This window comes from Bradyrhizobium viridifuturi (assembly GCF_001238275.1).
In the GTDB taxonomy this organism is placed as follows: Bacteria; Pseudomonadota; Alphaproteobacteria; order Rhizobiales; family Xanthobacteraceae; genus Bradyrhizobium; species Bradyrhizobium viridifuturi.
In genome coordinates, this window is the sequence record NZ_LGTB01000006.1 from 68,364 (window position 1) to 94,128 (window position 25,765).

General features: G+C 65.6%; 17 protein-coding genes and 4 pseudogenes. 11 read left to right on the forward strand and 10 right to left on the reverse strand.

The window, feature by feature from the left end:
• The first annotated feature begins 10 nt into the window (after positions 1-10).
• The 3 genes from ALC15_RS07415 to ALC15_RS07425 are packed head-to-tail and all read left to right on the forward strand — an operon-like array spanning position 11 to position 4,179.
• Positions 11-1,039, forward strand: coding sequence for a SphA family protein (locus ALC15_RS07415; protein ID WP_347336277.1), 1,029 nt, complete (start codon positions 11-13; stop codon positions 1,037-1,039).
• A gap of 19 nt (positions 1,040-1,058) precedes the next feature.
• Positions 1,059-3,161 carry an adenylate/guanylate cyclase domain-containing protein gene (locus tag ALC15_RS07420; protein ID WP_050626668.1) on the forward strand — a complete coding sequence of 701 codons (2,103 nt, stop codon included), beginning with the start codon at positions 1,059-1,061 and terminating at the stop codon, positions 3,159-3,161.
• 1 nt (position 3,162) lies between these two features.
• The gene (locus ALC15_RS07425; RefSeq protein WP_050626762.1) at positions 3,163-4,179 is read left to right on the forward strand and encodes an ABC transporter substrate-binding protein; all 1,017 of its coding nucleotides are present in this window, start codon (positions 3,163-3,165) and stop codon (positions 4,177-4,179) included.
• A gap of 71 nt (positions 4,180-4,250) precedes the next feature.
• On the opposite strand, the gene ALC15_RS45990 is transcribed toward ALC15_RS07425, so the two are convergent.
• Together ALC15_RS45990 and ALC15_RS43195 are read right to left on the reverse strand one after the other, a co-directional pair.
• Complete coding sequence (locus ALC15_RS45990; protein ID WP_244485982.1) at positions 4,251-4,391, reverse strand: hypothetical protein; 141 nt, start codon at positions 4,389-4,391, stop codon at positions 4,251-4,253.
• Positions 4,392-4,639: 248 nt separating this feature from the next.
• Positions 4,640-5,536, reverse strand: coding sequence for a LysR family transcriptional regulator (locus tag ALC15_RS43195; protein ID WP_050626669.1), 897 nt, complete (start codon positions 5,534-5,536; stop codon positions 4,640-4,642).
• A gap of 109 nt (positions 5,537-5,645) precedes the next feature.
• Between ALC15_RS43195 and ALC15_RS07440 the strand changes: the two genes are divergently transcribed.
• The 5 genes from ALC15_RS07440 (at position 5,646) to ilvA (ending at position 12,619) form a co-directional block, all read left to right on the forward strand.
• Positions 5,646-7,265, forward strand: a complete 1,620-nt coding sequence (locus ALC15_RS07440) for an FAD-dependent monooxygenase (protein WP_050626670.1) — start codon at positions 5,646-5,648, stop codon at positions 7,263-7,265.
• A gap of 11 nt (positions 7,266-7,276) precedes the next feature.
• Positions 7,277-8,068 carry an alpha/beta fold hydrolase gene (locus ALC15_RS07445; RefSeq protein ID WP_050626671.1) on the forward strand — a complete coding sequence of 264 codons (792 nt, stop codon included), beginning with the start codon at positions 7,277-7,279 and terminating at the stop codon, positions 8,066-8,068.
• A gap of 18 nt (positions 8,069-8,086) precedes the next feature.
• Positions 8,087-9,490 (forward strand): MFS transporter, encoded by a 1,404-nt coding sequence (locus tag ALC15_RS07450; protein ID WP_050626672.1) that lies wholly within the window; start codon positions 8,087-8,089, stop codon positions 9,488-9,490.
• A gap of 19 nt (positions 9,491-9,509) precedes the next feature.
• Complete coding sequence (locus tag ALC15_RS07455) at positions 9,510-10,700, forward strand: M24 family metallopeptidase (RefSeq protein WP_050626673.1); 1,191 nt, start codon at positions 9,510-9,512, stop codon at positions 10,698-10,700.
• A 371-nt stretch (positions 10,701-11,071) separates the two neighbouring features.
• A complete protein-coding gene (ilvA, locus tag ALC15_RS07460) occupies positions 11,072-12,619 on the forward strand; it encodes a threonine ammonia-lyase, biosynthetic (protein WP_050626674.1) in 1,548 nt (515 codons plus the stop codon).
• A gap of 18 nt (positions 12,620-12,637) precedes the next feature.
• On the opposite strand, the gene ALC15_RS07465 is transcribed toward ilvA, so the two are convergent.
• The gene (locus ALC15_RS07465) at positions 12,638-13,945 is read right to left on the reverse strand and encodes an MFS transporter (protein ID WP_050626675.1); all 1,308 of its coding nucleotides are present in this window, start codon (positions 13,943-13,945) and stop codon (positions 12,638-12,640) included.
• 131 nt (positions 13,946-14,076) lie between these two features.
• Between ALC15_RS07465 and ALC15_RS07470 the strand changes: the two genes are divergently transcribed.
• Entirely contained in the window at positions 14,077-15,075 is a 999-nt protein-coding gene (locus ALC15_RS07470) for a LysR family transcriptional regulator (protein ID WP_094193747.1), read from the forward strand.
• Here the strand turns inward: ALC15_RS07470 and ALC15_RS07475 are convergent.
• From ALC15_RS07475 to ALC15_RS07505, 7 genes and pseudogenes are all read right to left on the reverse strand, one after another.
• A complete protein-coding gene (locus ALC15_RS07475) occupies positions 15,029-16,078 on the reverse strand; it encodes an amidohydrolase family protein (protein ID WP_198961131.1) in 1,050 nt (349 codons plus the stop codon). The genes ALC15_RS07470 and ALC15_RS07475 overlap by 47 nt on opposite strands.
• A pseudogene (locus ALC15_RS07480) lies at positions 16,075-16,907 on the reverse strand (citryl-CoA lyase). The gene ALC15_RS07475 and the pseudogene ALC15_RS07480 overlap by 4 nt, the downstream one beginning before the upstream one ends.
• Before the next feature lie 22 nt (positions 16,908-16,929).
• Positions 16,930-18,206, reverse strand: a pseudogene (locus ALC15_RS07485) (CaiB/BaiF CoA transferase family protein).
• A 19-nt stretch (positions 18,207-18,225) separates the two neighbouring features.
• On the reverse strand, positions 18,226-19,683 hold the full coding sequence (locus ALC15_RS07490; RefSeq protein ID WP_050626676.1) for an SLC13 family permease: 1,458 nt from the start codon (positions 19,681-19,683) through the stop codon (positions 18,226-18,228).
• 222 nt (positions 19,684-19,905) lie between these two features.
• Entirely contained in the window at positions 19,906-20,934 is a 1,029-nt protein-coding gene (locus tag ALC15_RS07495) for a class II aldolase/adducin family protein (RefSeq protein ID WP_050626677.1), read from the reverse strand.
• A 10-nt stretch (positions 20,935-20,944) separates the two neighbouring features.
• Positions 20,945-21,814, reverse strand: a complete 870-nt coding sequence (locus ALC15_RS07500) for a TIGR01459 family HAD-type hydrolase (protein WP_050626678.1) — start codon at positions 21,812-21,814, stop codon at positions 20,945-20,947.
• Positions 21,811-23,090 (reverse strand): annotated as a pseudogene (locus ALC15_RS07505) (FGGY-family carbohydrate kinase). Before ALC15_RS07505 ends, ALC15_RS07500 begins: the two are co-directional and overlap by 4 nt.
• Positions 23,091-23,224: 134 nt before the next feature.
• On the opposite strand from ALC15_RS07505, the gene ALC15_RS07510 reads away from it, so the two are divergent.
• A complete protein-coding gene (locus ALC15_RS07510; protein WP_050626679.1) occupies positions 23,225-24,241 on the forward strand; it encodes a sugar-binding transcriptional regulator in 1,017 nt (338 codons plus the stop codon).
• 29 nt (positions 24,242-24,270) lie between these two features.
• A pseudogene (locus ALC15_RS07515) lies at positions 24,271-25,709 on the forward strand (extracellular solute-binding protein).
• The last annotated feature ends 56 nt before the right edge of the window (positions 25,710-25,765 follow it).

Here is a 25,765-nt window from a genome sequence, read left to right on the forward strand (position 1 = left end):
GGAGACCGAAATGGGCATGATCAAACGTCGCGAGTTTGCGTTATTCGGCATCATCGGCACACTCGTGCTGTCGGCAACGCCGCGAACAGCGTTGGCCGATTCCGGCGGGGTCAGCTTCTGGCTGCCCGGCTCGTTCGCCAGCCTGACGGCGGCGCCGGCGATGCCCGGCTGGGCGTATGAGACGATCTACATTCACCTCGACCAGAGCGCCAGCGCGGGAAAGAATTTCGTCATCGGCAATCGCGTGCCCGGATCCGTCGTGGCAGGTCTCAATGCGCACGCCGACGTTCTGGTGGAAGGGTTCACCTATACCTGGGCCCAGTCGGTGCTTGGAGGACAGGCGGCCATAACGTTCCTCGCCGCGCCCGGAAATGTCGGTGTCGGCGTCGACGCGACGCTGACGGGCCCGCGCGGCAACAGCATCTCGGGCACGGCGACCGACAACCGCAATACGGTTTCGGACGTGTTCTATCAGGGCACCCTGAAATGGAATCAGGGCGTCAACAACGAGATGTTCTACGTTTTCGGCAACATTCCGAGCGGGACCTATGACAGCACGCGCCTTGCCAATCTGAGCTTCGGATTCACCGCGATCGACGTCGGCGGCGCCTACACCTACCTCAATCCTGAATCCGGACAGGAGTTCTCGGTGCTGGCGGGCGTCACCTACAATGGAATGAACAAGGATCTCCAGTATCAGAACGGTATCGACTTCCACGTCGACTGGGGGCTTTCGAAGTTCGTCGCCAAGAATGTGCATGTCGGTGTCGCCGGATACTATTTCCAGCAGCTCACCGGAGACAGCGGCGCCGGCGCCAAGCTCGGCGATTTCAAGGGGCGCGTCGCCGGCATCGGCCCGCAGGTCGGCTTCATCTTTCCGGTCGCCGAAGGCTACCAGGGTTATCTCAATCTGAGAGGCTACAAGGATTTTGCCGCCGAGAACCGGCCGGAGGGATGGACGGCGTGGGTAACGTTCCAGCTCTCGCCGGCCGCGCCGGCGGCTGCACCGACCGCGAAGCCGATCGTGCGGAAATATTAGGAGGCGAACGACTGACCGGATGAGTGACGCGCGTGCGACCAGCCGGCGGCCGGTCCGGATCGGCTTCCGCACCTCGATCATCACGGTGTTCATCGCCGCGGTGCTGGTGGTCGGACTGACGCTGGTCTATCTCAGCTTCAGGCGGGTCTCGTCGATCACGCGGATGGCCGCGAGCACCTTCATCGACAAGGTCGGGCAGCTCGGCGCCGACCGCATCGACGCGCAGTTCAAGAACGTGCGCGACAGCCTCGAGATCCTGGCGGGGCTTCCGGCCATCCAGGAAGCCGACATCGCCGACAACACCAGGCTCTACGGCCTGTTGGCCTCGATGCTGCGCAACAATCCGCAGATCTTCAATCTCTATGTCGGATATGAAGACGGTTCGTTCCTGGAGATGGATGTCATCGATCGCGCCAAGCCGCAATTCCGCAGCGGCCTGAATGTCGACGCCGATGCGGTCTATCGCGTCGTCGTGATTGCCCGCACCGGGGCGGCCGCGGCAGCGCCGGTCACGCTGTTCCTGTCGGAAAACCTGATCCAGGTCGCGGAGGTCGCCGGTCCGGAGCGCTACGACCCGCGGCAGCGTCCCTGGTATGTCGAGGCCTTCAAGGATCGCAAGACGCTGCTCACCGGACCCTATGTCTTCTATGCGACGGGCGAGCCGGGCTACACGCTGCGCACGCCGTTGAGGGAGGGCCGCCGTGGGGTGGTGGCCGCCGATCTTCTGCTCAATCGTCTCGAGGAGATGCTGAGCAGGCAGAAGCTCGGCAAGTCGGGGCTGGCCTTCCTGTTCAACGACGCCGACCGCATCGTCGGCCACCCCGAGATGCGCGATCTGATGGCGGAGCGCAGCGACGCGCTGCCCGGGATCGACGCCATCAAGCTCCCCGGCCTTTCCGCGGCGATCCAGTCCTGGCGCAGCGAAGGGGGCGCCCAGCAGTTCTTCACCGACGGCGACGGCCGGACGCTGGTTGCAGCCTTCCATCGCATCGAGACGGCCGGGCCGGCCAATATCCGCCTTGCAGTGATCGCCCCGCTCGATGAGTTCTTTGCCAAGATCATCTCGGAGCGGCGCGCGCTGTTCGCCATCGCGCTTGCCTTTGTGGTCGCGATGCTGCCCTTTGCATTCTGGCTCGGATCGCTGCTCGCCCGATCGCTGCGCGAGCTCGCGCGGCAGACCGATGAGATCCAGCGCTTCCAGCTCGCCGACCGGCCGCGCATGCAATCGGCGATCGACGAGATCGACGAGTTGGGCCGCTCGGTGTTCACGATGCGCACCGTGGTGCGCAATTTCTCAAGCTTCATCCCGCAGCCGATCGTGCGTCAGCTGATGGAGTCCGGCGCCTCGCTGCAGCTCGGCGGCGTCAGGCGCGAAGTCACGGTTCTCTTCACCGACGTCGCCGACTTCACCGCGAAGACGGAGAAGGCCGATCCGTCGCAGGTGATGATCTTCACGTCGCGCTACTTTGCCGCGATGTCGCAGGCGATCATGCAGCACCATGGCACGATCGACAAGTTCATCGGTGATGCCGTGATGGCGCTGTGGAACGCGCCGGACGACGATGCCGATCACGTCATCCATGCCTGCGAGGCCGTGCTGGACTGCCTGCACCGCAACGCCGAGCTGAACCGCGCCTTCCGGAGCGAGGGCTGGCCGGCCTATGCCACCAGGTTCGGCCTGCATCTCGGCGACGCCGTGGTCGGCAACGTCGGCTCCGCCGATCGCATGAACTACACCGCACTCGGCGCCACCATCAACCTGGCCTCGCGTCTCGAAGGCCTCAACAAGAACTACGGCACGCAGGTGCTGGTCAGCGCGGCCGTGCGGGCGCGCGCCGAACACAGGTTCGCGTTCCGCAGCGTCGACCAGATCCGGCCGAAGGGCTTTGCCGACGCGATCACGGTCTATGAACTCTGCGGTGAGCGCGGCGAGGCGGAGCTGACGTTCTGCGCGCGCTGGGAAGCCGTCTACAATTCGATCAGGTGCGGCGAGCCGGCAACGGCGCTGCTGCGCATTGCCGACTTCCTCGCCGAATATCCCTGGGATGGTGTCGCGCGGTATCACGCGGAACGGCTGCGCAATGCCGCTCAGCGGCCGCTGCTCGATCTTTCGGTGCACTGAGATGCGGATCGAGGGCGGTCCGTTGGCCCGCAAGACCAGTCGACGGCGCTTTCTGATCGGCGCCGCGCTGGGGACTGCGGCGCTCGGTTCACCCGCAATCGCCCGGGAACGCGCCCGGCTACGGCTCGGCTATCTCCATGTCGTTGCCGTCGACGGCCAGATTCTCACCGGGCTGGACCGCGGCTCGTTCGATCGCGAGGGGATCGACTTCGATCTGGTCGAGTTCAACACCGGTTTCGAAGTGGTGCAGGCGATGGCCGCAGGCCGGCTCGATGTGCTCTCGGCCGGTGCCGTCATTTCAAGCTTGCTGCCGCGCGGCGGCTATACCGCGTTCCTTGTCAACGATGTTGAGATCGCGACCGCCCAGCTCTGGGTGCGGCCCGACAGGGGTGTGCGGACGTTCGCGGAGCTGCGCGGCAAGCGCATCGCAACCACCAAAATGAGCACCGCCCACATCTTCCTGGATCGCGCGTTGCGCGCCAACGGTCTCGCTCCGGCCGATGTCGAGATCGTGAACAGTAACATGTCCGCCGCGGTAGATGCGTTCATCGCGGGCGAGGTGCCTGCCGTGGCACTTTGGGTCCCGTTCAATGTCGTGGTGCGCGACAAGCTGCCCGGCGCCGTCAAGCTGGTGGACGCATCGGCTTACTATCCGCAGTCTGCGGTCGTCGGCGGCTGGGTCGCCCGGCAGGACTATTATGGCGCGAACCGTGACGTCTTCGCGCGGATCATCCGCGGCTGGGCCGACGCCAACGACCACATGCTCCGCAACGGCAGGGCGGTGGCCGAGACCTTGCAGAAGAAGCATTATCCGCAGGCATCGGTCGCCGACATCGAGGAGGCGCTGGCGGCGCAGAAGATGTTCTCGTCGCGGGAGTGGAAACGGCTCTACGCCGATGGCACCGTGGCCAAATGGCTGCAGCAGGTCAGCGACTTCTTCGCGACCGAGGCTCCGATCGCGGCGGCGACGCCGGCCATGCAGTATTTTGACCCGTCGCTTTATCTCTCAACGATCTAGCATCGCCGGGGACACCGGACTGGATCGTGCGGCGGCTTCAGGCGCCCGCAACGCAGGCGCGCTGCCGACGGCTAGGCCGCCATCAGGTGCTCGAGTGCAACAGCCTGCTCGCGGGTCTGGAACGCGATGGCGGTGTGCGTAAAGCCCGTCGAGGCCTGGGTCTGCGCGATGTGATTGAGGACGTCATTGCCCTTGACCACGTGCAGGTCCATTCCGGGGCGGCCGGGAAAATGCCGAGAACGACGTCGTAGGCGTCGACGATGGCCTTCAAGGCGCCGCCCTTGTCTTCCGACGCGTCGATGAAGATACGAACATCCGCGGCGATACTACGAAGTTCGTCAAAGTCGATCACTGGAAGTCTCCCATACGCAACTCACTGATCCATCCTTGCTACAACTTGCTTACTGAAACATAAATTACGCCGGGTTCCGTGGCAGGTCGCTGCGGCGGCAAGCAGTGTTCAGGTCTTGCGCGCCGGCGCCGTCAGGATGATTCCCTCGGCGATCAGGGCGCGGCAGATCGTCTTCAGCGCGGCGATCGCTTCGCGCGTGGCGCGGCTGACCGGCCGTCCGCGCGGCAGCGCCAGGACGCGGTCGGCGTGCATCCATGGCAACAGCGCTGCCGACAGCGCTCCGGTGGTCACCTCCTGGTGAATGCCGGAAAACGGCAGCAACGCGTAGCCGAGGCCCGAGGCCACCATGCGCTTCATCGGGGTGCTGTTGTCGACCCGTACCGCGCAGAGCATGGTCGGCGGGAACGGGTTGCGGCTGAGCGGCGCCACGGCGGACGGCAGCGCGTCGAACTCCTTGCGGGTCAGCCGGCCGCGCTTCAGCAGCGGATCGCGCGGCGGTCCGATCAGGAACACCTGCTCGACGACAAGCATCTCATAGTCGAGGTGATCGTTGGGCGACGGCGTCGTCACGATCGCCAGATCGAGCTCACCGCGCAACAGGCGTTCGGATAGATTCTCGGTCAGCCCCTCATTCAACTCGAGCCGCACGCGCGGAAACTGTTTCACGAATGCCTGGGCCAGCGGCGCGTAGAGGACGTCGCCGAGACTCGGCGGCGCGCCGATCCGCACCGTGCCGCTGGGCTCGCGATTTTCCGTGCGCACCTCGGCCTTGATGTCGTCGATCGCGCCGAGCAGCCAGCGCCCCCGCGCGAGCAGCACCTTGCCGGACTCCGTGACGGAGACGCCGCGCGCACCGCGTTCGAGCAGGGCGCCGCCCAGTTCGTCTTCGAGTTCCTTGACGTGGCGGCTGAGCGCCGACTGGGCGATGTTGAGCGTGCTGGCTGCGGCGGCAAAGCCGCCACGCTCGGCGACGGCAACGAAATAGCGGATCTGCCGCAGGTCCATGATGCCAGCTCCATCTCGGATCGAGATGGATACCATATCAAACATATTCTTGTGAGATAGCAAAAAAGGAGCAGTCTTCGCCCAACGATCAAATCGAGGAGACACCAGCATGGGCATCGCCGCGGACGGGACACGCCGCACGTCAGTATTCATCGCCGGCGGCGGGCCGGTAGGCCTTGCGATGTCGCTGCTGCTCGATCGCTTCGGCATCGACTGCGTGGCGGTCGAGAAGAGCTCGACGACAACGGATCATCCGAAGTCGCGCGGCTGCTGGGTCCGCACCATGGAGATTTTCCGGCAGTGGGGCATCGAGCAGGCGATCCGCGACCGCGGCCTGCAGGACAACTCCGACATGTTCGTGTTCCTCGACAGCATCGCGGGGCACGAGTTCGGCCGCACCCGCCCCGAGCCGAATGTCGGTCACACGCCCGCCTGGAAAAGCCTGGTCGCCCAGGATGCCGTCGAGGAAGAGATTCTCCGCGTGGTCGAGAAGTCAAAACACGCGACGGTGCTGTTCAGCACGGAATGTGAATCATTCGAGGAGACCAACAGCGGCGTCAACGTCACGACGCGCTGTCAGAAGACCGGCGAGGTAACTCATTGGGCGGCAACTTACTTGATCGCCGCCGATGGCGCCGGCAGCCAGACGCGGCGCAGCGCCGGGATCGACATGGTCGGGCCCTCGACGCTGGCGGTGATGTCCAATGAATATTGGCGCGCCGATCTGTCGCAGCTGCCGATCGCGCGCGAGGCCGCCGGCTTCATCATCGTCCCGGACACGCCCGCTCTGCCGCGCGCCGGCATCCTGAACACCAATGGCCGGGATCGCTGGCTGACCGTGACGCAGATCGGCCTGACCAAGGACGATCGCGAGCGGCCGTGGACCGACCAGGAGTTCATCGAGATCGCGCGCGGCCATGTCGGCATTCCCGACCTCGACGTCACGCTTCTGAACCGCTCGATCTGGCGCGTCAGCATGCAGGTCGCCGAGACCTTTCGAAAGGGCCGGGTGTTTCTGGTCGGCGACTGTGCTCACCGGTTTCCGCCGACCGGCGGCTTCGGTCTGAACTCCGGCGTTCAGGACGCGCACAATCTCGCCTGGAAGCTCGCCTCCGTGCTGAAGGGCCTCGCGGATGAAAAGCTGCTCGACAGCTATTCCAGCGAGCGTCGCCCGATCGCGCAGTCCAACGCCAATTTCAGCTACGGCAACCGGCTCCGCTTTGGGCTGACCGACGACGCCGTGCGCTCGCGCAATCCGGACCGGATCAAATTCTGGATCAACGACATGGACAATCATCTGCACAGCATCGGCCAGAACCTCGGACATAATTACGAGGAGGGCGCGGTGATCCCCGACGGCACCGTCGCGAAGGCGCTGAACTCCCGCTACTACACGCCGACCGACCGGCCCGGCGCGCGCTTTCCGCATATGTGGCTCGAGCCGTCGCGCAAGACATCGACGCTCGACTGGTTCGACAAGGAATTCACCGTCGTGACCGGGCCGCTCGGCGGCGAGTGGCTGGAGGCGGGAAGGCAGGTGTCGGAGAAGACCCGCCTGCCGCTCTCGCTGAAACAGTTGCCGTCAGCCGACCCGGCGGACGGATTCCAGCTCGGCATGCGCGGCGCCGTGCTGGTGCGCCCCGACGGGCATGTGGCGTGGCGCATGCCATGGCTGCCGTCGGACCCGGCGAAGGAACTGGCCGGCGCGCTCTCGACACTGCTGCATTAGGGAGATCTCCGATGCAATCGCTCGAAGCGAACGGCGTCGTCACGGCGTTTGAGAGAAGTGGACGTGGCGAGCCGATCGTGCTGCTCCATGGCGGCGAGGCCGATCATTCGATGTTCGATGGCCTTGCGCCTGTGCTTGCGACGCATTTCACGGTGATCGCCTATGACCAGCGCGATTCCGGCGCAACCAGAAATCCGCCGTCATCCTATTCGCTGGCCGATCTCGCCGATGATGCCGCGGCCTTGATCCGAGGGCTCGGCTATGATCGCGCCCATGTCTTCGGAACCTCGCTCGGCGGCCAGATCGCGCAAGTGCTGGCGGCGCGCCATCCCGGCAGGATCGACCGCCTGATCCTGAGCAGCACCTGGAAGGTCAACAAAAGCCCGCTGGACGTCAACGCGGATGCGTTCCGTACGCTCGCGTCGTACCGCAGCGACACCGCAGGCAACGCGCCGAAGATTGCGGAGTTCTTCTTCCCGCCGGAGTACCTGCGCGCCCGGCCCGAGCTGATCGATATCTTCCGTGGCTCGACCCGCGACGACGGCCAGAAGGCGCGACGCGGCGCGCTGCTCGCGCAACCTGTTGCCGCCGACCTGGCAGGCTTCGATCGCCCGACGCTGCTGCTGGTGGGCGGCGACGACCGGCTGATCCCGAATGCAGAGACATTCGCACTCGCGCGCGATCTTGCGCACGTCGAGACCAGGACCATCGCGAACGCGGGCCACGTCGCGTCGATCCAGGCGCCCGGGCGGGTGGCGGAAGCGGTGACTGCATTTCTGAGTTCAAAAAAGAAGGCCGCTTGACAACGACAGGGGGAGACCATGGAGCAGACGAACGCCGTGCCGTTCGACGAAGCGCCGGTGACGACGCGCTATTGGCTATCGATCATCATCTTCGCCATCTCCGGCGTGGTCGATTTCTTTGATTTCTTCGTGGTCGGGTTTCTGGTCTCGGTGCTGGCGCCGAAATGGCACCTGACGTTCGGGCAGACCTCGATCATGCTGATGAGCGCCGGGATCGGGGCGATGCTCGGCGCGTTCGCCGCCGGAATCCTCGCCGATCGTTTCGGGCGCAAGCCGCTGGCGGTGGCGGGTGTCATGGTGTGCGGCCTGACCTCGGGCGCGATCGCGTTCATTCCGGAAGACGGCTGGGTTGCGTTTGCGATCCTGCGCTTCTTCGTCGGCTTCGGCCTTGCCGCGGGCGCGGCGGCGGCGGTTCCTGCCATCGTCGAATTCGCTCCGACCCGTCATCGCACGCTGGTCACGAGCCTCGTGGTCGTGCCGGTCGCCTTCGGCGTGCTGTCGGCGTCGGTCACGGCGAGCTTCCTGCTGCCGCTGGTCGGCTGGCGCGGATTGGCGGCGGTCGGCTTCCTGCCGATCATCCTCGGAATCCTGACCATGATCATCATGCCGGAATCGCCGCGCTGGCTGATCAGCAAGGGCCGCGTGCGCGAGGCGCAGGCGAGCATCCGGAAACTCTATCGGGTCGGCGGCGACGCGTTCGCCTTGCCCACGCTGCCGCCCGCGAGCTCCGCAACATTTGCCGATCTCTTTGCCGAGCAGCGGCGGTTCTGGCTGACGGTTCTGATCTGGTTCGGCGCCAGCACGGCGAACTACGGCGTGTTCCTGTGGGGGCCGACCATCGTGGCGCTGCTGCTCGGCGTCGCGCCGCAGGAGGCGGCGAAGATGTTCATCTATGTCAGCCTCGCCGGCGTCCTCGGCCGGACCGGCTTTGCCTTTCTGGCACATCGGATCGGCCGCAAGCCGTGCGGTCAGTTGATGGGCTACGGCGCCGCGATCACGCTGGCGCTCGCCGCCTATTTCCACAGCGACTTTGCCGGCTCGGTGCCGCTGTTCCTGGTCTTCTTGATAATCGGCGCGTTGTTCTTCGATGGCGGATTTTCCAACATCGGGCCCTATCCCGCGGAAATCTTCCCGGTTCAGCTGTCGGGGCGCGCAGTCGGGCTTGCCCAGCTCTCCAATGGCGTTGGCAAGATCGTCGGCCCACTGTGCCTCGCGTTGATCGCGGGTGCGGACAATCTGGTGCATCCGAGCGCAACCGCCGCGGCGGTGATGCCGGCGTTCTGCTTTCTTGCCGGTGCCGGCCTGTTGATCGGGCTTGCCTTCACGTTCCTCGGCGTCGAACCGCACGGCCGCCCGGTGGCATTGTTCGGCGAGAACGCAGGCGCCGCACCGAAATCGTTGGCCGCGAAAACGGCAAGTTGACAAGACGAAGGGTCATATCATGGACAATGCGCACGACACCATCGCAACCACGGCGCCGTTCGACACCGCGAAGCTCGACCGGCTGATGGACGAGGCGGGGCTCGATATCCTGATCGCAACCTCGCGCCACAATGTGCAGTATTTGCTTGGCGGCTATCGCTTCTTTTTCTTCGATGTCATGGAGGCGATCGGCACCAGCCGCTATCTGCCGGTGTTCGTCTATCAGAAGGGGCATCCGGAGAATGCGATCTACGTCGGCAACCGCATGGAGAAGTTCGAGCACGATCTCGGACGGATATGGACGCCGCTGGTTAAGACGGGCAGCTGGGGGACGATCGATGCGATGGGCCTCGCGATCGATCATGTGCGGAAGCTCGGGGCTACGGCAAAGCGTGTCGGCGTCGAGGCAAGCTTCCTGCCGGCCGATGCCAGGGATCATCTGCGTGCCGGACTCGACGATGCCGAACTGCGCGAGGCCCATTTCACCCTGGAACGGCTTCGCGCCGTAAAATCTCCCGCCGAACTCGATCTCATCAGGGAAGCCTCTGAACGGGTCGTCGATGCGATGCTGGCGACGTTCAGCAGCTGCGTGCCAGGCATGACCAAGAACGACATCGTCGCTCGTCTGCGGCATGAGGAGCACGCGCGCGATCTGGTGTTTGAATACTGCCTGATTGCCGGCGGCAAGAGCCATAACCGCGCGCCGTCGGACCAGCTTCTTGCGGCGGGTGACGTGATTTCGATCGATTCCGGCGGAAACTACCGGGGCTATATCGGCGACCTCAGCCGCATGGGCATCCTGGGTGAGCCCGACAGCGAGCTTCGCGACTTGCTCAGCGAAGTCGAGGACATCCAGCAGGCCGCCCGGCGCGTGATCCGGCCGGGCGCGATGGGTGGTGATATCATCGCGGCGGGTGAGGCAGCCGTCGCATCTTCACCGCACCGTACCGTGCTTGACTATACCGCTCACGGAATTGGATTGGTCAGCCACGAAGCCCCCCGTCTGACCGCAACCGGTCCGGTGCCCTATGCGCCGTATGACGCCGACCGGCCGCTTGAGCGGGGAATGGTGATCTCGGTCGAAACCGCGCTGCTGCATCCGGTGCGCGGCTACATCAAGCTCGAGGACACGCTGATCGTCTCCGAAACGGGCTGGGAAGCCCCCGGAGATCATGGTCGGGGGTGGAATTCATCGCGTCTCGTGGCGTGAACCGGGCAACGCCAGGGCCGCATTTTTGGACGGGTCGCCGATTGAGCCTGCGGTGCCGGAGGCGCTTGTTGGGTGATTTCGGAATATTAGAAACATATCCCTGAATTGCCCGACGTGTCAAGTTGCCCGGCCGCCGCCTGCTTTGCATGGGGTTGTTTTCGATATTTTTGGCGGCGCCCCCTGCGACGGCCCGGACGTGCGCTCGGCCAGGCGAGTGATCCGGCGGTCTTTGCTTCACTCGCGCCTCCGGTCATGCGATGCTTCGAGCAGGATGGAGCGACGGTCCCGTGCCGTCTGCTCGCCAGGTCGGCGCCGACGATGGGCAGGTGCAACCGATAAGGATTGCCCGCCCATCGCCAGAAGCATACCAGATGACCGCTACCGCCAACGCGCTCCGCGACTACGCCCAAAGCATCCTGACCGCCCGGGTCTATGACGTGGCGGTCGAGACGCCGCTCGATCCCATGCCGCGGCTTTCGGAGCGCTTGTCGCGATCCGTGTTGCTGAAGCGGGAGGATTTCCAGCCGATCTTCTCGTTCAAGCTTCGCGGTGCCTACAACAAGATCGTCAGGCTGCCGGACGCGCAGCGCAAGTTGGGCGTGATCTGCGCGTCGGCGGGCAATCACGCCCAGGGCGTGGCGCTGTCGGCCCGCAAGCTCGGTATTCCCGCGACGATCGTGATGCCGCGGACGACGCCCGCCATCAAGGTCGAAGCCGTGCGGCGTCTGGGCGGTGACGTCGTCCTGCATGGCGACACCTTTGACGATGCGCAAACCAAGGCCAGGGAGATCGAGGTCGCGCGCGGCCTGACCTTCGTGCATCCGTTCGACGATCCGGACGTGATTGCCGGCCAGGGCACCGTCGGGATGGAGATCCTGCGGCAGCATCCGGATCCGATCGAGGCCATCTTCGTGCCGATCGGCGGGGGCGGGCTGGCGGCCGGCGTCGCCGCGTTCGTGAAATTCCTCAATCCCTCGATCAAGGTCGTCGGCGTGGAGCCGGCGGACGCCGCGTCGATGGCGGCCGCGCTCGCCAAGGACGGCGTTGTCGCGCTGGATCAGGTCGGGCTGTTCGCCGACGGTGTCGCCGTCCGCAAGGTCGGCGCGGAGACGTTCCGGCTCTGCCGCGACCTGCTCGACGAGGTCGTCACGGTGGATACCGACGCGATGTGCGCGGCGATCAAGGACATCTTCGACGACGTGCGATCGGTTGCCGAGCCCTCCGGGGCGTTGGCGCTTGCCGGGCTGAAGGCCTATGCCGAGCGTGGCGCGCTGAGCGACGGCAGCCTGGTCGCCGTCAACAGCGGCGCCAATCTGAACTTCGACCGGCTGCGCACCATCGCCGATCGCGCCGAGGTCGGCGAGCATCGCGAAGCATTGCTTGCGGTCACCGTGCCGGAGAAGCCTGGCAGCTACCGGCACTTCATCCGCATCCTCGGCTCGCGCGCCATCACCGAGTTCAACTACCGCTTTGCCGAGACCACCGCGCCGGCGCAGCTCTTCGTCGGCATCGCGCTGAGCCGCGGCGAGGCCGAGAAGCGGGAGGTGATGGAGCTGCTTCGCCGCGAAGGCTATCCGATCCTGGATCTGAGCGATAACGAGATGGCCAAGGACCATGTGCGCTACATGGTCGGCGGCCGCGCGCCGCTGCTCAGGGACGAAGTGATCTACCGCTTCGAGTTTCCGGAACGGCCCGGCGCGCTGCTGAAATTCCTCGAGAGCCTGGCGCCGGACTGGAACATCTCGCTGTTCCACTACCGCAATCACGGCGCCGACTACGGACGCATCCTGGCGGGGATCGAGGTCAAGCCGCAGGAGCGCGCCCGGTTCGTTCAAGCGCTGGATGCACTCGGCTATCCCTACTGGAACGAGAGCGAGAATCCGGCCTACCGGCTGTTCCTCTCGGCCGAGCAGGGATGAGGATCCACGCGCTGCTGGTCAGATCCTGCCGGCGACCAGCCTGAGCGAACCGGCAATTCCTGTCGCGACCACAAGGATCACGGCCATCCCGATCATACCGGCGTTGAACGATCCCGTCGCGTCCTTCAGGAAGCCGACCATGTAGGGACCGACGAAGCCGCCGAACGCACCAACCGAGTTGATGAACGCGATGCCGCCGGCGGCCGCGGCACCGGTCAGGAAGCTCTGCGGGATCGTGTAGAACACCGTTCGTGCCGAAATCGTGCCGACCAGCGCCAGCGTCAGGCAGGCGAGCGCCGGAACAAGCGAGCTGAAGACCACGGAGAGCGCAAGCCCAAGGGCGCCGAGGATCAGCGCGGCCATCAGGTTGTAGATCTTCTGGCCCTTGCGATCGACGAGGCGTGCCCAGAATAGCATGCCGATCGTCGCGAATAGGTAGGGAATGGCCGAGAGCCAACCGACCTGCATGTTGCTCAGACCGTGGCTCTTCAGGATCAATGGCAGCCAGATGCCGATGCCGTAGGAGCCGATCGTGAAGGCGAAGGTGATCGCGGTGAGCATCAGCACGCGGATATCCTGCATGGCGGCCCACAAATCCTTCTTGGGCTTGTCGTGCTTGTCGCTGGCGAGGGCGCCGAGCAGCGCATGCCGCTCCTCGGGCGTGAGCCAGCGGGCCTGCTCGGGCGTGTCGGCGAGCAGCAAGAGACAGAGAACCCCGAGCAGGCAGGCCGGAAGACCTTCGAGCAGGAACATCCATTGCCAGCCTGCGAGCCCCCAGAATCCGTCCATGCCGAGCAGGGCCGCCGAGATTGGACTGCCGAGCAGCGAGGAGAGCGGCGTCGCGGCCATGAACAGGGCGAGCACGCCGGTGCGGTGCTTCTGCGGAAACCAGATCGAGAGGTACCAGATCACACCCGGGAAGAAGCCGGCCTCGAACACGCCGAGCAGAAAGCGGATCGCGTAGAAGCTGTAGGGTCCCACTGCGAACGCGGTCGCCGCCGCTGCAAGGCCCCAGGTGATCATGATGCGGGCCAGCCAGCGCCGGGCGCCGAACCGGTACATCATCATGTTGCTGGGGACTTCCAGCAGGCAGTAGCTGAAGAACAGGATGCCGGCGCCCCAGCCGAATTGGGTGGCGCTGAGACCGATATCCTTGTTCATTTGCAGCGCAGCAAAGCCGACGCTGGTGCGGTCGAGATAGTTGAAGAGATAGGCGAGGCCCAGCAGCGGAACGAGGCGCCAGGTGTTCTTGGAAAGGGCGCTCGCGAGCAACCCTGCATCCGGATGGTCTTCCGTCGACGATCCGTTGGCCGTGATCTCGGTCATCCGCCGATCCTCCCCTGCATGTCCGGCCGGTTACCCTGAGGGGTACCGGCTGTGTTAGGGTCAGAGATGCCAGAAAGAGCGGACAGCGGTCCAATCGCTAATGTTCAAGAACCGATAACCGGGAGGAAGAAGTGGACCTTCGCGACCTCACCTATTTCGAGGTGATTGCCGATCTCGGCCACATGGGCCGGGCCGCCGACAAGCTTGGCCGCACCCAGCCTGCGCTGACCAAATGCATCCAGCGTCTCGAAGAGGCGGTGGGCGCCGATCTGTTCGAGCGGACCGGGCGCGGGATCACGCTGACGCGGGTCGGCGAAGTGCTGCTGGCGCGGGCCCGGCGGATGCGCGAGGCGATGGAGGAGTCGTTGCGCGAGGTCACCGATTTCGCTGCCGGTGCGGCCGGCCGCGTCAGCATCGGCTGCGGCGCGACCATGGGCGAGTACCTGCTGCCCCAGATCTGCCGCGCCATCATCGCCGACGCACCGGGCGTCGCGATCGAGGTGCAGATCGGAATGAGCGGCGTGGTCCGGGCGGCGCTGCGCGAGCGGACCCTCGATCTTGCGATCGGCCCGATCCTGCCCTCCGACGAGCAGGAGTTCAGTCACGAGGCGTTCGGCATGGACGACGTCGTCGTGGTCGCGGCAAAGGAGCATCCGCTTTGCGGCAAGCCGCTCGCCATCGAGGATCTGGTCGCCGCGAAATGGGTGCTGCCGGCCCGCACCGTCGCGATGCGCCAGTGGCTGGACAACGTGTTCGAGGCGCACGGTCTTGCCCCGCCGACGGTGCAGATCGAGACCAATTCGATCACGACGCTGCCCAAGCTGATCGCCGACACGGCGCTGCTCAGCTTCACATCAACGCGGAACCTGCATCCGCTTCGGCTGGGCAGCCAGCTCGACCGCCTGATGATCGACACCACCACGATGCGAAGGCCGCTGGGTTTCGTCACCCGCCGGGATGGCTATTTGTCTCCAGCCGCGCAGCGCGTCGTCAGCCTGCTCAAATCCAGGGGGCGTGACTTTCTCGAACAGGTCACGTTACCAGGCATGACGGATGCCGCGGCCACCGCGCCGGCCATCGTCGTCAACCGGGCAGAGCGAGTCCATAAACGCGCGCGGCAGTCCCACTGAACAGGCTCGCACGATCGCTCTCGCTGGCATGGCGCGTCAGGCGCTTGAACGCATTCCACACCGATCCATAGCCATACGAGCCCTTGTCGACCGGAAAGTTGCTCTCGAACATGCATCGTTGCGCGCCGAATGCCTCGATGCAGACCTCGATATAGGGCCGCCAGGCCTCTGCGAGGACTTCCGACGCCGGCGGCGCGTCCCGCGTCTCGAAACCAAATCCGTTGATGCGCATGCCAAGGCCGCCGAGCTTGACGCAGACATTCGTGCAGCTCGCAAGCTCGCGGATCGCGCGCGACCATTCGGCGAAGATGTCGGCGCGGCGATCCTTGTAGGCGCCGATCCCGACGACCCCGCCGAGATGGTCGAGCACAACAGTGGTGTATGGATAAGCCCACGCGAGCGCGGTCAGTTCAGGAATTTGCGGGTGGAACAGCCATGCGTCGAACACCAGCCCCAATGGCGCCAACCGCGCGAACCCGGCGCGAAACGCGGCATCGCCGAGCAGCCCGGGCGGACCGGCGCTCAGCGGATTCATCAGGCTTCGATCCGCATCCCACACGGTGATATGCCGGACGCCGCGAAACCGGTCCGGCGCGGCGGCGATGTGGGCCTCGAGCACCGGCGTCACGTCGTCTCCAAGACGCAGATCGGCGTGACCGACGATTCCGGCACAAAGCCGCCGCGGTCCGTAATTGCCGCTCGCGCTCATGGCCGCGACGCCGTTGACGAAATCGGTCTCGCCGACGACCCGCATCGCGGCCGGTCCATCGGCCCGGTACATCGCCTGGCACTGCATGAAGACGCTCGCCGCGACGTTGTGGCCGCTGCCGGCGATATCAGCGAGATATTCATCGAACAGATACCTCCAGCCTTGCCGCTCCCAGAGATGATGGTGGGCATCGATGATCGGCAGCTCGGGTTCGAGCGCAGCCTCGCGGCCTCGCGCCAGCCATTCCGGCCGAACGGCAAGATAGTTGCCGCCTCCCACCGGCGATGCGATCACTTCACGAAATCCCGCGGAACCGGTCCGGTGTAGCGATAGGGGATGCCGGGCGGCATCGGTCCCTTGATCCGGCCCCCCTGCTGCGATTGCTCCCAGGCATGCGCAAGGATGCCGACGGAACGCGAAAGGATGAACAGGCCGCGTCCGAGCGCTGGCGAAAAGCCCAGCTCCGAATAGATGACGGCGGTCGCGCCGTCGATGTTCATGGGAATCTTGCGGCCTTTGCGCCGCTGCATCTCGTCCTCGACGCCACGGCCGATCTCGGCGAAGCGTCCGGACACCACGCCGTTGTCGCGCGCCGCGTCGACGAGCTCGAGCAGCCGCGGCGAGCGCGGATCGACGGGGTGAAAGCGGTGTCCGAAGCCGGGAACGATCTTGCCATTTGCCGCGGCAAATCGTCGAGGCCCTGCTGGATGGCTGTCTTCAGCTCGACGCCTGCGTCCTGGCGACGCGCGATATCGGCGTACAGCTCCATGCATTGCTCGCCGGCGCCGCCGTGAATATCGTCCAGCACGTTGATGGCCGAGGCCATTGCGCCATTCAGGGGAAGTCCGCAGGTCACGGCCATCCGTCCGATCGCGATCGACGGCGCCTGGGGACCGTGATCCACGGCGGAGACCAGCGCGGCCTCGAGCAGCGCGCCTTGCTCTGACGATGGGAGATCGCCCTTCAGCATCAGCCAGATCATTTGCGGGAACGAGACCCGGCCGATCAGTTGCTCGATCGGGAAGCCGCGGAACCGGATCACACCCGGCTTCATGTCGATGATGTCGGTCGACCACCATTGGGTGGCCTTTTGCAGCAGGTCTGCGGCGCCTTGGTCGGTCATGGCATCTGTCCTCGATTGCGTCTCAGGTGCTTGAAGTCTCGGCGCGGGCCTTCAGGTCCGGCATTCTGATGGTCTCCTTCACCGTCGGCCGGTTGTCGAAGGCGACGACGCCGCGCTGGCCGAGCGCCTGTATCTCCTCAGGCGTGAAGCCGAGCTGTCCGAGCCATTTCTCGGTGTGCTGGCCGAGGCTGGGTGGAGGAGACGGCTCCGGATAGTCCGTTTCGAGCCGGAAGCCCGGGCGCGTGACGCGCATCGCCTGGCCGCCCGAGACCTCAGCCTGCAGGCTCTCGACGAACTTGCGGCCGACGATCTGGGCTTCGTTCAGCACCTGCGGCACGCTCAGGACGCATCCCGCCGGCACGCCCTTGGCGTTGAACAGCGTCTCCCATTCGGCCGCGGATTTAGCGGCGAGCGCGGCCTCGAGCTCGCGCTTCAAGGCGACGCGGTAGTCCTTGCGCGACTGCCGCTCGCGAAACAGCGGATCGGTCTTCAGCTCCGGCTTTCCTACGATGTCGCAAAGCGCTTCGAACTGCTTTTGTTCGTTGGCCGCGATGTTGAGCGGTCCGCAGCCCGTCGCGAACGTGCCGGAGGGAGATGCCGTGAAATTCTCGTTGCCGATCGGCTGCGGATCGACATTGCCGTTGAGGTGGTTGGAGACGACCCAACCCATCGCGGCCAAAGTCGATTCCAGCAGCGAGACGTCGATCTTCCGTCCGCGCCCGGTCTGCCGCTGCTCGACGAGGGCGGCCGTGATCGCAAAGGATGCGGTGAGGCCCGCGATCGTGTCGGCGATCGGAAAGCCGGTGCGGAGCGGCGCGGTTTGGGCATCGCCGGTGACGCTCATGACACCGGAAAGCCCTTGAACGATCTGATCGTAGGCCGGCCGGCGGCCCATGGACCGTCCTGGCCGAAGCCCGAGATCGCGCAGTAGATGATCCGCGGATTGCGCTTGGCGAGCACCTCGTAGCCGAGTCCCAGCCGTTCCATGACCTTCGGCCGGAAGTTCTCCAGGACGACGTCGGCGGTTTCGACGAGGCGCAGGAATATCTCCTTGCCTTCTTCGGCCTTGAAATCGATCGCGACGGACTGCTTGTCCGCGTTCACGGCGACGAACGACAGGCCCATCAGGTTCTTTGCCATCGCCGGATCGGCGCCGAGCCGGCGCGCGAGATCGCCGCCCTTTGGATTTTCGACCTTGATGACCTCGGCGCCGAGGCGGGCGAGCTGATAGCCGCAGAACGGCCCGGCAAGCACGTTCGATAGGTCGAGGATACGAATGCCGGCGAGGGGCAGTGTCATGGTGTTCTCCGGATGATGATCAGACGAGCCCGAGCCAGTGCCACCAGGTCGCGGCGCACAGCGCATAGAGCAGGCAGGCGGCGATGCAGACGATCACGCCGACCCGCGGGAAATCCTCGACGCGCAACCGGCCGGTGCCGTAGACGAGGATGTTCGGCAGCGTGTTGTAGAACATCAGCAGCGGGTAGCCGCCGATGATCATGCCGGCCGGCAGCGCCAGCGCGACGGGATTGACGCCCGCGGTCGTTGCCATCGCCAGGATGATCGGCAATAGCGCGGTCGCCATGGCGGTCGTGCCGACAAACATGATGTGCATGAATTGCACGATGAACATCACGACCACGATGACGACCAGCGCAGATGCACCGGCGAGGCCAAGCGCATGGAAGATTGAATTTGCCAGCCAGTTGGCGGCACCGGTCTTGAGCAGGATATCGCCGAGCGATACGCCGCCGCCGGCGATCAGCAGCACCTGCCAGGACACGCCCTTGTTGGCGTCGCTCCAGTCGATCACGCCGAAGCGAGGCAGGAACAGCAGGCAGGCGCCCATCAGGCACACCACCGTGGTGTCGAGCCCGGTCAGACCCTGCGTCGCCCACAGGCAGGTCACCAGCACGAACACCGCGAGAGCGCGCCATTCGGCTGACGACATCTGGCCCATGGCGGCGAGATTCTGTGAGATCCGTGCGTCGGCCTGGTCGTGGCCGGCCGTGAATTCCGGCGGAAACACCCGCTGGATGACCCACCAGGTGAACATGGTCATCACCAGGGCCGGCGGGAATCCGTACAGCAGCCATTCGGCATAGGTGATCGTGTGGCCGCTCATCTTGGCGACGAACTCGACCGTCACGGGGTTTGGTACCGTCGCCGTCAACACGCCGGCGCCGATCGTCGCGTTGGTCATCGTCAGCGTGAGCAGAAGGTTGATCGCGAATGGCGAACGGGCTGCCGCGCCGAAGATCGTCAGGATGCTGAGGCATTCCGGCAGCAGGATTGCGGTGCGCGCGGTCGACGATGGAACGAGAAAGGCGAGCGCGATATTGACCAGCGTCACGCCGAGCGTTATCCGCGTCGGCGCGCTGCCGAACTTCGCAAGAATGATGTAGGTGATGCGCTCGGCAAGCCGGGTCTTCACCATCGCGGTCGCGAGGATGAAGGCGCCGACGATCAGATACACGGGTGACGCGGCAAAGCCGTCGAGCGCGGTTCGAAGCGGCGCCGTTCCAGTCAGCACCGCGAGCGGCACGACCATCAGGCTGGCGACGGCCAACGGGATCGCTTCGGTTAGGTAGAGCACGAATATGCCGCCGAACAGCGCCAGTGCCTTGTGTCCCTGCAAGGACAGCGTCTCCGGGGTCGGGCTGAACCAGACGGCGGCGGCGACGACAAAGGCGAGGGGAACGCCGATTGCCTTCAGCGTGGCCTCCAGCGAACGCGGCGCGCCTTCACTGGTCTCCGCGTGAGCGTGAGATGACACGTGCTTTCTCCCTGTCGAAGCATGCGGCGATGGATCGGTGCCATCACGGATTTGGAGCCGTGCTTCGCGATGGGATTAGCCCGCGGGTCGAACCAGCGTCCAATTGCAAGTTTTCAGGAGACGATAACCCGCGGGAATGTGCGCGGCCGGCACGACGCCGCCCTTGCAATCACGCGCCTGGTTGCGGCGACGTCAGCTGGACCGAAGACGCCGGTCGGCGGATCAGCGATCGGCGGTCAGTTGCCGGCGATATCGCTCGGCGTCCCAGTTGAGCAGCGCGTGCTCATTCTCTGATGTCAGATAGTTGACCCGTGCAGTCAGGGGCAGCCGGCTGGTAACCAGCGCCAGACAGCTCAACATGGCTTCGGCACCATCGCTCGCGTCCTCGCGGATGAGGCTGCCGACATCCGGGACGAGAAGCGCAACCGGCGGCGGCAGGCCGTTCGCGATGGTCTGCGCGGTCATGACGTTCAGGCTCTCGTGATGCTCCAGGATCGGCAGTCCGGGGCCAAGGAAGACGACGTGATCGGGATACAGCGAACCGCTGGTCGCGATCGCGCGGCTGTAGCGGTCGGTGGCAATGTCGTGGGCGCGCGGATCGCGCGGCAGCCGATAGCTCGTGCCGGCGCCGACCGTTCGGAGCGCGTCATGATCCGCAACGGGCGCGCGACGCTGCTCCAGTTCGAGGCGGCTTTCGACATCGGCGACCAGGGCTTCCGCCGCGTCGCAGCCGGCAGCGCCGACCACCAGGCCATGATTGCCGAGGATCAGGACGTCGACCGCATCCTGTGCGATCGCCTCGCCGACCGCGCGGGCCAGCGGCAGCCCCGGGTGGTGATAGTCGAGGTAACGCCAGGCCAGGCCGTCCAGACGCCGGGCAAATTCGTCGCGGGCATCGGTGCGCACCGCCCACGCTATGGTGTTGACGGAATGGACGTGCAGCACGATCCGGTGCGGCATCAGCGCATGCAGCGAGGTCTCGATCGAGGCGCGCAGCGTGGTTCCGGCGTCCTTCGCGAGCGGCACGCGTTCGTCGCCTTGCGTCAGCGCCGCGCGCGCGGCCGACAAGGCGACCGGCACGAAGATCTCCTTGTCCTCGGCATCGGCGAGCCAGGTGCCGGACGCCTTGACCCACAGCACGTCGGCCTCCTTGATCGACGAATTGCCGCCGGCGCCTTGCACCAGCAGGATATTCCGGCCGACGCGTGCCGACATGCGGCGTAGTTCGTTCAGGCTCTGAGGCGGTCGCATCGAACTATTCTCACCAGGTCAAATGGTCCATCGTCCAATGTGGCACCCGCGCCGCTGCGCCGGCTGCGGCCCTGATCGCCTGCGGCAGATCGCGCGCCTGCGCAAGCGCGGCGCGGTGGGCGCCGGAGCCGATCAGCAGGGTCAGCATGCCCGCCGTGCGGCCTCCGGCGATATCGTGATCGAGAGAGTCGCCGATGACGAGGATTCGTTCCGGCGCAGGACGTCCCAATTGATCGCGCGCGGCGGTAAACATCGGTGGATGCGGCTTGCCGACGAACAGCACGGTGCCGCCGAGCGATTGATAGAAGGCGGCAAGGGCGCCCGGTGCAGGGATCAGTCCTGCGACGCCGAACATCACGAGGTCGGGATTGGCGCACAGCATCGGCAATTGCCGCGCGGCGGCTACCGTCAGCAGCCTGCGCCAGCGTTCAGGCTCGGCCGTGTCATCGTCAAGGCCGCCGAGCAGGATGAAATCGGCCTCGTACACGGTCGAAGCGAGCGTGAGGCCGGTGTCGTCGACGATCGAGCGGTCACCGTCGCGCGAGATCAGAAAGCAGGTGCGTCCGAGTTCGGCGAAGGGCGCCTGGTCGCGCGCATGCAGGCCGTGCCAGGTGACCTCACCCGACGACAGCACGCCATCATAAGCCTCCGGCGGCAGGCCGAGCGCGGCAAGGCGCCGCTGGTTGCTGCCGGCGCGCTTGCCGGAATTGGAGAGGATCAGGACGTGCTTGCCGGCCGCGCGCAGCCGCGCCACGCAATCCAGCGCCGCGGGGAACACCGCCATGCCCTCGTGCAGCGTGCCCCACTGGTCGAGCAGCACATGATCGAAGCGGTCGGCGATGACATGAAGGCCGGCGATCGCGGTCGCATCGGCCTTCATGGCGGACCTCCGTTCAGCGCGAGCAGCGCGGCCCCGTAGCTTGCTTCGGTCTGTTCGGCGACCGAGACCGGCACACCGAGCACGCGGTGCCGGATCCTGGTCCATGCGTCGTTCTTCGCGCCGCCGCCGATGCCGATGACGCGGCGCAGATGCGGTGCGCCGAGCCGTGCCAATTGGCGGTAGGCGAGGGCTTCGACCGAGGCGATGCCTTCGAGCAGGCCCTGGAAGAAGCGGCAATCTTCCGCCGGACGCGGCGTAATCCGCGCGGCCAGCGCGGGATCGGCGATCGGGAAGCGTTCGCCGGGTTTCGGCAGCGGATAGTAGTCGAGCCCGGTCGGTGCATCCGGCATCATCTGCGGCGTCAGCCGCTCCATCTCGTCGGCGGTGAAATGCAGCAGCAGCGCGGCGCCGCCGGAGTTCGAGGCGCCGCCGGCGAGCCAGCGCTCGCCGAGCCGGTGCGAATAGACGCCCTGGTCGGCCGCGAAGATCGGTTGGGTCGCAAGCTGCTTCACCACCAGCGTGGTGCCTAGCGAGGTTACGGCATCGCCCGGCTGGTCGGCCCGCGTCGCGATGAAGGCCGCAACGCCATCGGTGGTGCCGGCCGCGACGTGGGTTGTGGCGGGCAGCCCGAGCGAACGCGCGATCTGCGGATCCAGTTCGGAGAATGGCGTTCCCGGCACCAGCACTTCGGGAAGCAGATCGTCGCGCACGCCGAGCGCTTCAAGCCAGGACGGCCAGGCGCGCACGACCGGATCGTAGCCGAGTTTCAGCGCGTTGTTCTCGTCGCTGATGCCGTGATGGTTCGCGAGCCGGCCGGCGATCCAGTCCGCCTGGTGCACCGCGTGGCGCGCATCGCCGACATAGCCGTCATTCTGGAGATACAGCAGCTTGGCGAGCGCGCTGCTCGCGCCATGCGCGCCGCTCTCGCGCGGCGCGATCGCCGCCACCCGCGCCGCCTCACGGGTGCGCGCGCATCATTGTACATCAGCCCGGGCGAGCAGGGCCGGCCGGCCGCATCGACCAGCAGCAACGTGCCCGACGTGCCGTCGACGACGATGCGCGTGACGTCGCCTAGAGCGACGGTCTCGCCGAGCTTGCGGATCGCAGCCGTCGCGGCCTGCCACCAGAGCTCCGGGTTCTGGTCGATGGCGTTGCCGTCGACGCGTGGCGCAGGCAGCGCGATCGAAGCGAAGCCGCGGATGCCGGCCTGCGGATCGATCGCACAGGCGCGGACGCCGCCGGTTCCGACATCGATGCCGAGATACAAGCCTCCCATCCGACCTCACCGCTCTCTCGTGCCCGCGCTTCGAGGTTGGTTGCGCTGCAGCACGTTTGGGGGATTGACGCCCCGTTCGGCCTCTGCAATTTTTTGCAGGACGTGAAGAAATTTGCAAGCGGACTTTTCCGGACATGGCCACACCGCCCGACAGGCTGCCGACGATCGACGGCGAGGCGTCGCTTGCGACCCGCGCGGCGTGGTTGTATTTCGCGGCCGGACTGACCCAGTCGGAGGTCGCCGACCGCCTCAACATCCAGAGCACCAAGGCGCACCGCCTGATCGCGCGCGCCAGCCGCGAGGGCATGATCCGCGTTTTCGTCGAGGGGCCGGTCGCCGAATGCGTGGCGCTGGAGAACGATCTGACGCAGCGCTTCGGCCTTTCGTTCTGCCGCGTCGCGCCCGATCTCGGCGAGACTGACCTGCCGCTGAAGGCGCTGGCGCTGGAAGGCGCGAGCTTCCTGCGCCAGATCCTGGAGCGCGGCGACGACAAGGTGATCGGCGTCGGCCATGGCCGCACGCTCGCCGCCGTGGTCGAGCAGATGCCGCAGACGCCGGCGCGCGACGCGCAATTCGTCTCGTTGCTCGGCGGGCTGACGCGGAAATTTGCCGCCAATCCGTTCGACGTGATTCATCGGCTTGCCGAGCGCACCGGCGCGGAAGCCTATCTGTTGCCGGTGCCGGTGTTCGCCAATTCGGTCGCCGATCGCGCCGTGCTGATGCAGCAATTCGGCATCGCCGACGTGTTCGCGCTGGCGCGCAAGGCTTCGCTGCTGTTCGTCGGCATCGGCCAAGTCAGCCATGACGGCTTTCTGGTGTCGAGCGGCATGATCAAGCCCGACGAAGTCGCCGAGCTGAAGCGCGTCGGCGCCTGCGCCGATCTGCTCGGCCATTTCTTCAGCGCCGACGGAGCGGTGCTGGACACCGATCTCTCGGCGCGCGCCACCTCCATGAGCATGGCCGATCTCAGGGAGCACCGCATCGTCGCCATCGCCGGCGGACCGGCCAAGGTGACCGCGCTGCGCGGGGTGCTGCGCAGCGGCGTCCTGCACGGCCTCATCATCGACGAAGCGACTGCAAAAGCGCTCGCAACAGACAAGCCGGAGACCACATCCGGCAAGACAAGAAGCAAGACCCGGAAGGACACATAAAACAAAGCGTCAACAAGGAGAGGAAATACATGTTCGATCGCGAGAAGAATCTGTTCGACTCCTACGCTGCCAAACGCATCAGCCGCCGCGATCTCCTCGACGGCGCCGCCAAGCTCGGCATCGCGGGCCTTGCCGCCAACGCCGCCTTTGCCTCCTCGATGTCGAAGGCGATGGCTGCGGACTTCAACTGGAAGGCCCAAAGCGGCAAGAGCGTCAAGCTGCTGCTCAACAAGCACCCCTATGTCGATGCGATGATCGGCGACATCGAGGCGTTCAAGACGCTGACCGGCATGAACGTCACCTACGACATCTTCCCGGAGGACGTCTATTTCGACAAGGTGACGGCGGCGCTGTCGTCGAAGTCGGACCAGTACGACGCCTTCATGACCGGCGCCTACATGACCTGGACTTATGGTCCGGCGGGCTGGATCGAGGACCTCAACACCTACATCAAGGATCCCGCCAAGACCAATCCGGCGTTCGCCTGGGACGACGTGCTGCCGGGCTTGCGCGCCTCCACTGCGTGGGACGGCGTCGCCGGATCCGAGCTCGGCTCGGGCAAAGCCAAGCAGTGGTGCATCCCGTGGGGCTATGAGCTCAACAACATCACCTACAACCGCAACGTCTTCGACAAGGTCGGGGTCAAGCCGCCGAAGAACCTCGACGAGATGCTGGAGGTTGCGGCCAAGATCACCAAGGACGCCGGCGGGCCCTACGGCGTCGGCGTGCGCGGCTCGCGCTCCTGGGCGACCATTCATCCGGGCTTCCTGTCGGCCTATTCGAACTTCGGCCAGAAGGACTTCGTGATGGAGGGCGGCAAGCTGAAGGCCGCGATGAACACCAAGGCCTCCAAGGAATTCCACGACAAATGGGTCAAGATGATCCAGACCTCGGGGCCGAAGAACTGGTCGACCTACACCTGGTACCAGGTCGCACCGATCTCGGCGCCGGCGCCTCCGGCATGATCTTCGACGCCGACATCCTCGGCTACTTCATGAACGGCGGCGACAACAAGGAAAAGGGGCATCTCGGCTACGCGCCGTTCGCCGCCAATCCGGCCGCCAAGGCGCCGACCCCGAACGTCTGGATCTGGTCGCTCGCGATGTCGACCTTCTCCAAGCAGAAGGACGCCGCATGGCTGTTCATGCAATGGGCGGCATCCGTCGAGCATGACCTGTTCGGCGCGCGCAAGATGGATTTCGTCAATCCGGTGCGTACCTCGGTGTGGAAGGACAGCGAGTTCCGCGACCGCATCGCGAAGTCCTATCCCGGCTATCTCGAGCAGCACGACATGTCGTCGCCCGGCGCCAAGATCTACTTCACGGCGCAGCCGCTGTTCTTCGATCTGACGACGGAATGGGCCGCCTCGCTGCAGAAGATGGTGGCGAAGGAGGTCAGCGTCGACGAAGGGCTCGACAAGCTCGCCGACAGCATCAACCGCCAGCTCAAGCAGGCCGGTCTCGGCTGACGGGTCAACTGTGCGGTGCTCGATCCCCCGCACCGCACCCATCCGCCGGCTCGGAG

Coding starts and splice junctions, on each gene's coding strand:
- ALC15_RS07420 (WP_050626668.1), top strand. CDS start 1,059: ATGAGTGACGCGCGTGCGACCAGCCGGCGGCCGGTCCGGATCGGCTTC.
- ALC15_RS07510 (WP_050626679.1), top strand. CDS start 23,225: ATGGCCACACCGCCCGACAGGCTGCCGACGATCGACGGCGAGGCGTCG.
- ALC15_RS07445 (WP_050626671.1), top strand. CDS start 7,277: ATGCAATCGCTCGAAGCGAACGGCGTCGTCACGGCGTTTGAGAGAAGT.
- ALC15_RS07440 (WP_050626670.1), top strand. CDS start 5,646: ATGGGCATCGCCGCGGACGGGACACGCCGCACGTCAGTATTCATCGCC.
- ALC15_RS07450 (WP_050626672.1), top strand. CDS start 8,087: ATGGAGCAGACGAACGCCGTGCCGTTCGACGAAGCGCCGGTGACGACG.
- ALC15_RS45990 (WP_244485982.1), bottom strand. CDS start 4,391: ATGGACCTGCACGTGGTCAAGGGCAATGACGTCCTCAATCACATCGCG.
- ALC15_RS07500 (WP_050626678.1), bottom strand. CDS start 21,814: ATGAAGGCCGATGCGACCGCGATCGCCGGCCTTCATGTCATCGCCGAC.
- ALC15_RS43195 (WP_050626669.1), bottom strand. CDS start 5,536: ATGGACCTGCGGCAGATCCGCTATTTCGTTGCCGTCGCCGAGCGTGGC.
- ALC15_RS07465 (WP_050626675.1), bottom strand. CDS start 13,945: ATGACCGAGATCACGGCCAACGGATCGTCGACGGAAGACCATCCGGAT.
- ALC15_RS07495 (WP_050626677.1), bottom strand. CDS start 20,934: ATGCGACCGCCTCAGAGCCTGAACGAACTACGCCGCATGTCGGCACGC.
- ALC15_RS07415 (WP_347336277.1), top strand. CDS start 11: ATGGGCATGATCAAACGTCGCGAGTTTGCGTTATTCGGCATCATCGGC.
- ALC15_RS07455 (WP_050626673.1), top strand. CDS start 9,510: ATGGACAATGCGCACGACACCATCGCAACCACGGCGCCGTTCGACACC.
- ilvA (WP_050626674.1), top strand. CDS start 11,072: ATGACCGCTACCGCCAACGCGCTCCGCGACTACGCCCAAAGCATCCTG.
- ALC15_RS07425 (WP_050626762.1), top strand. CDS start 3,163: ATGCGGATCGAGGGCGGTCCGTTGGCCCGCAAGACCAGTCGACGGCGC.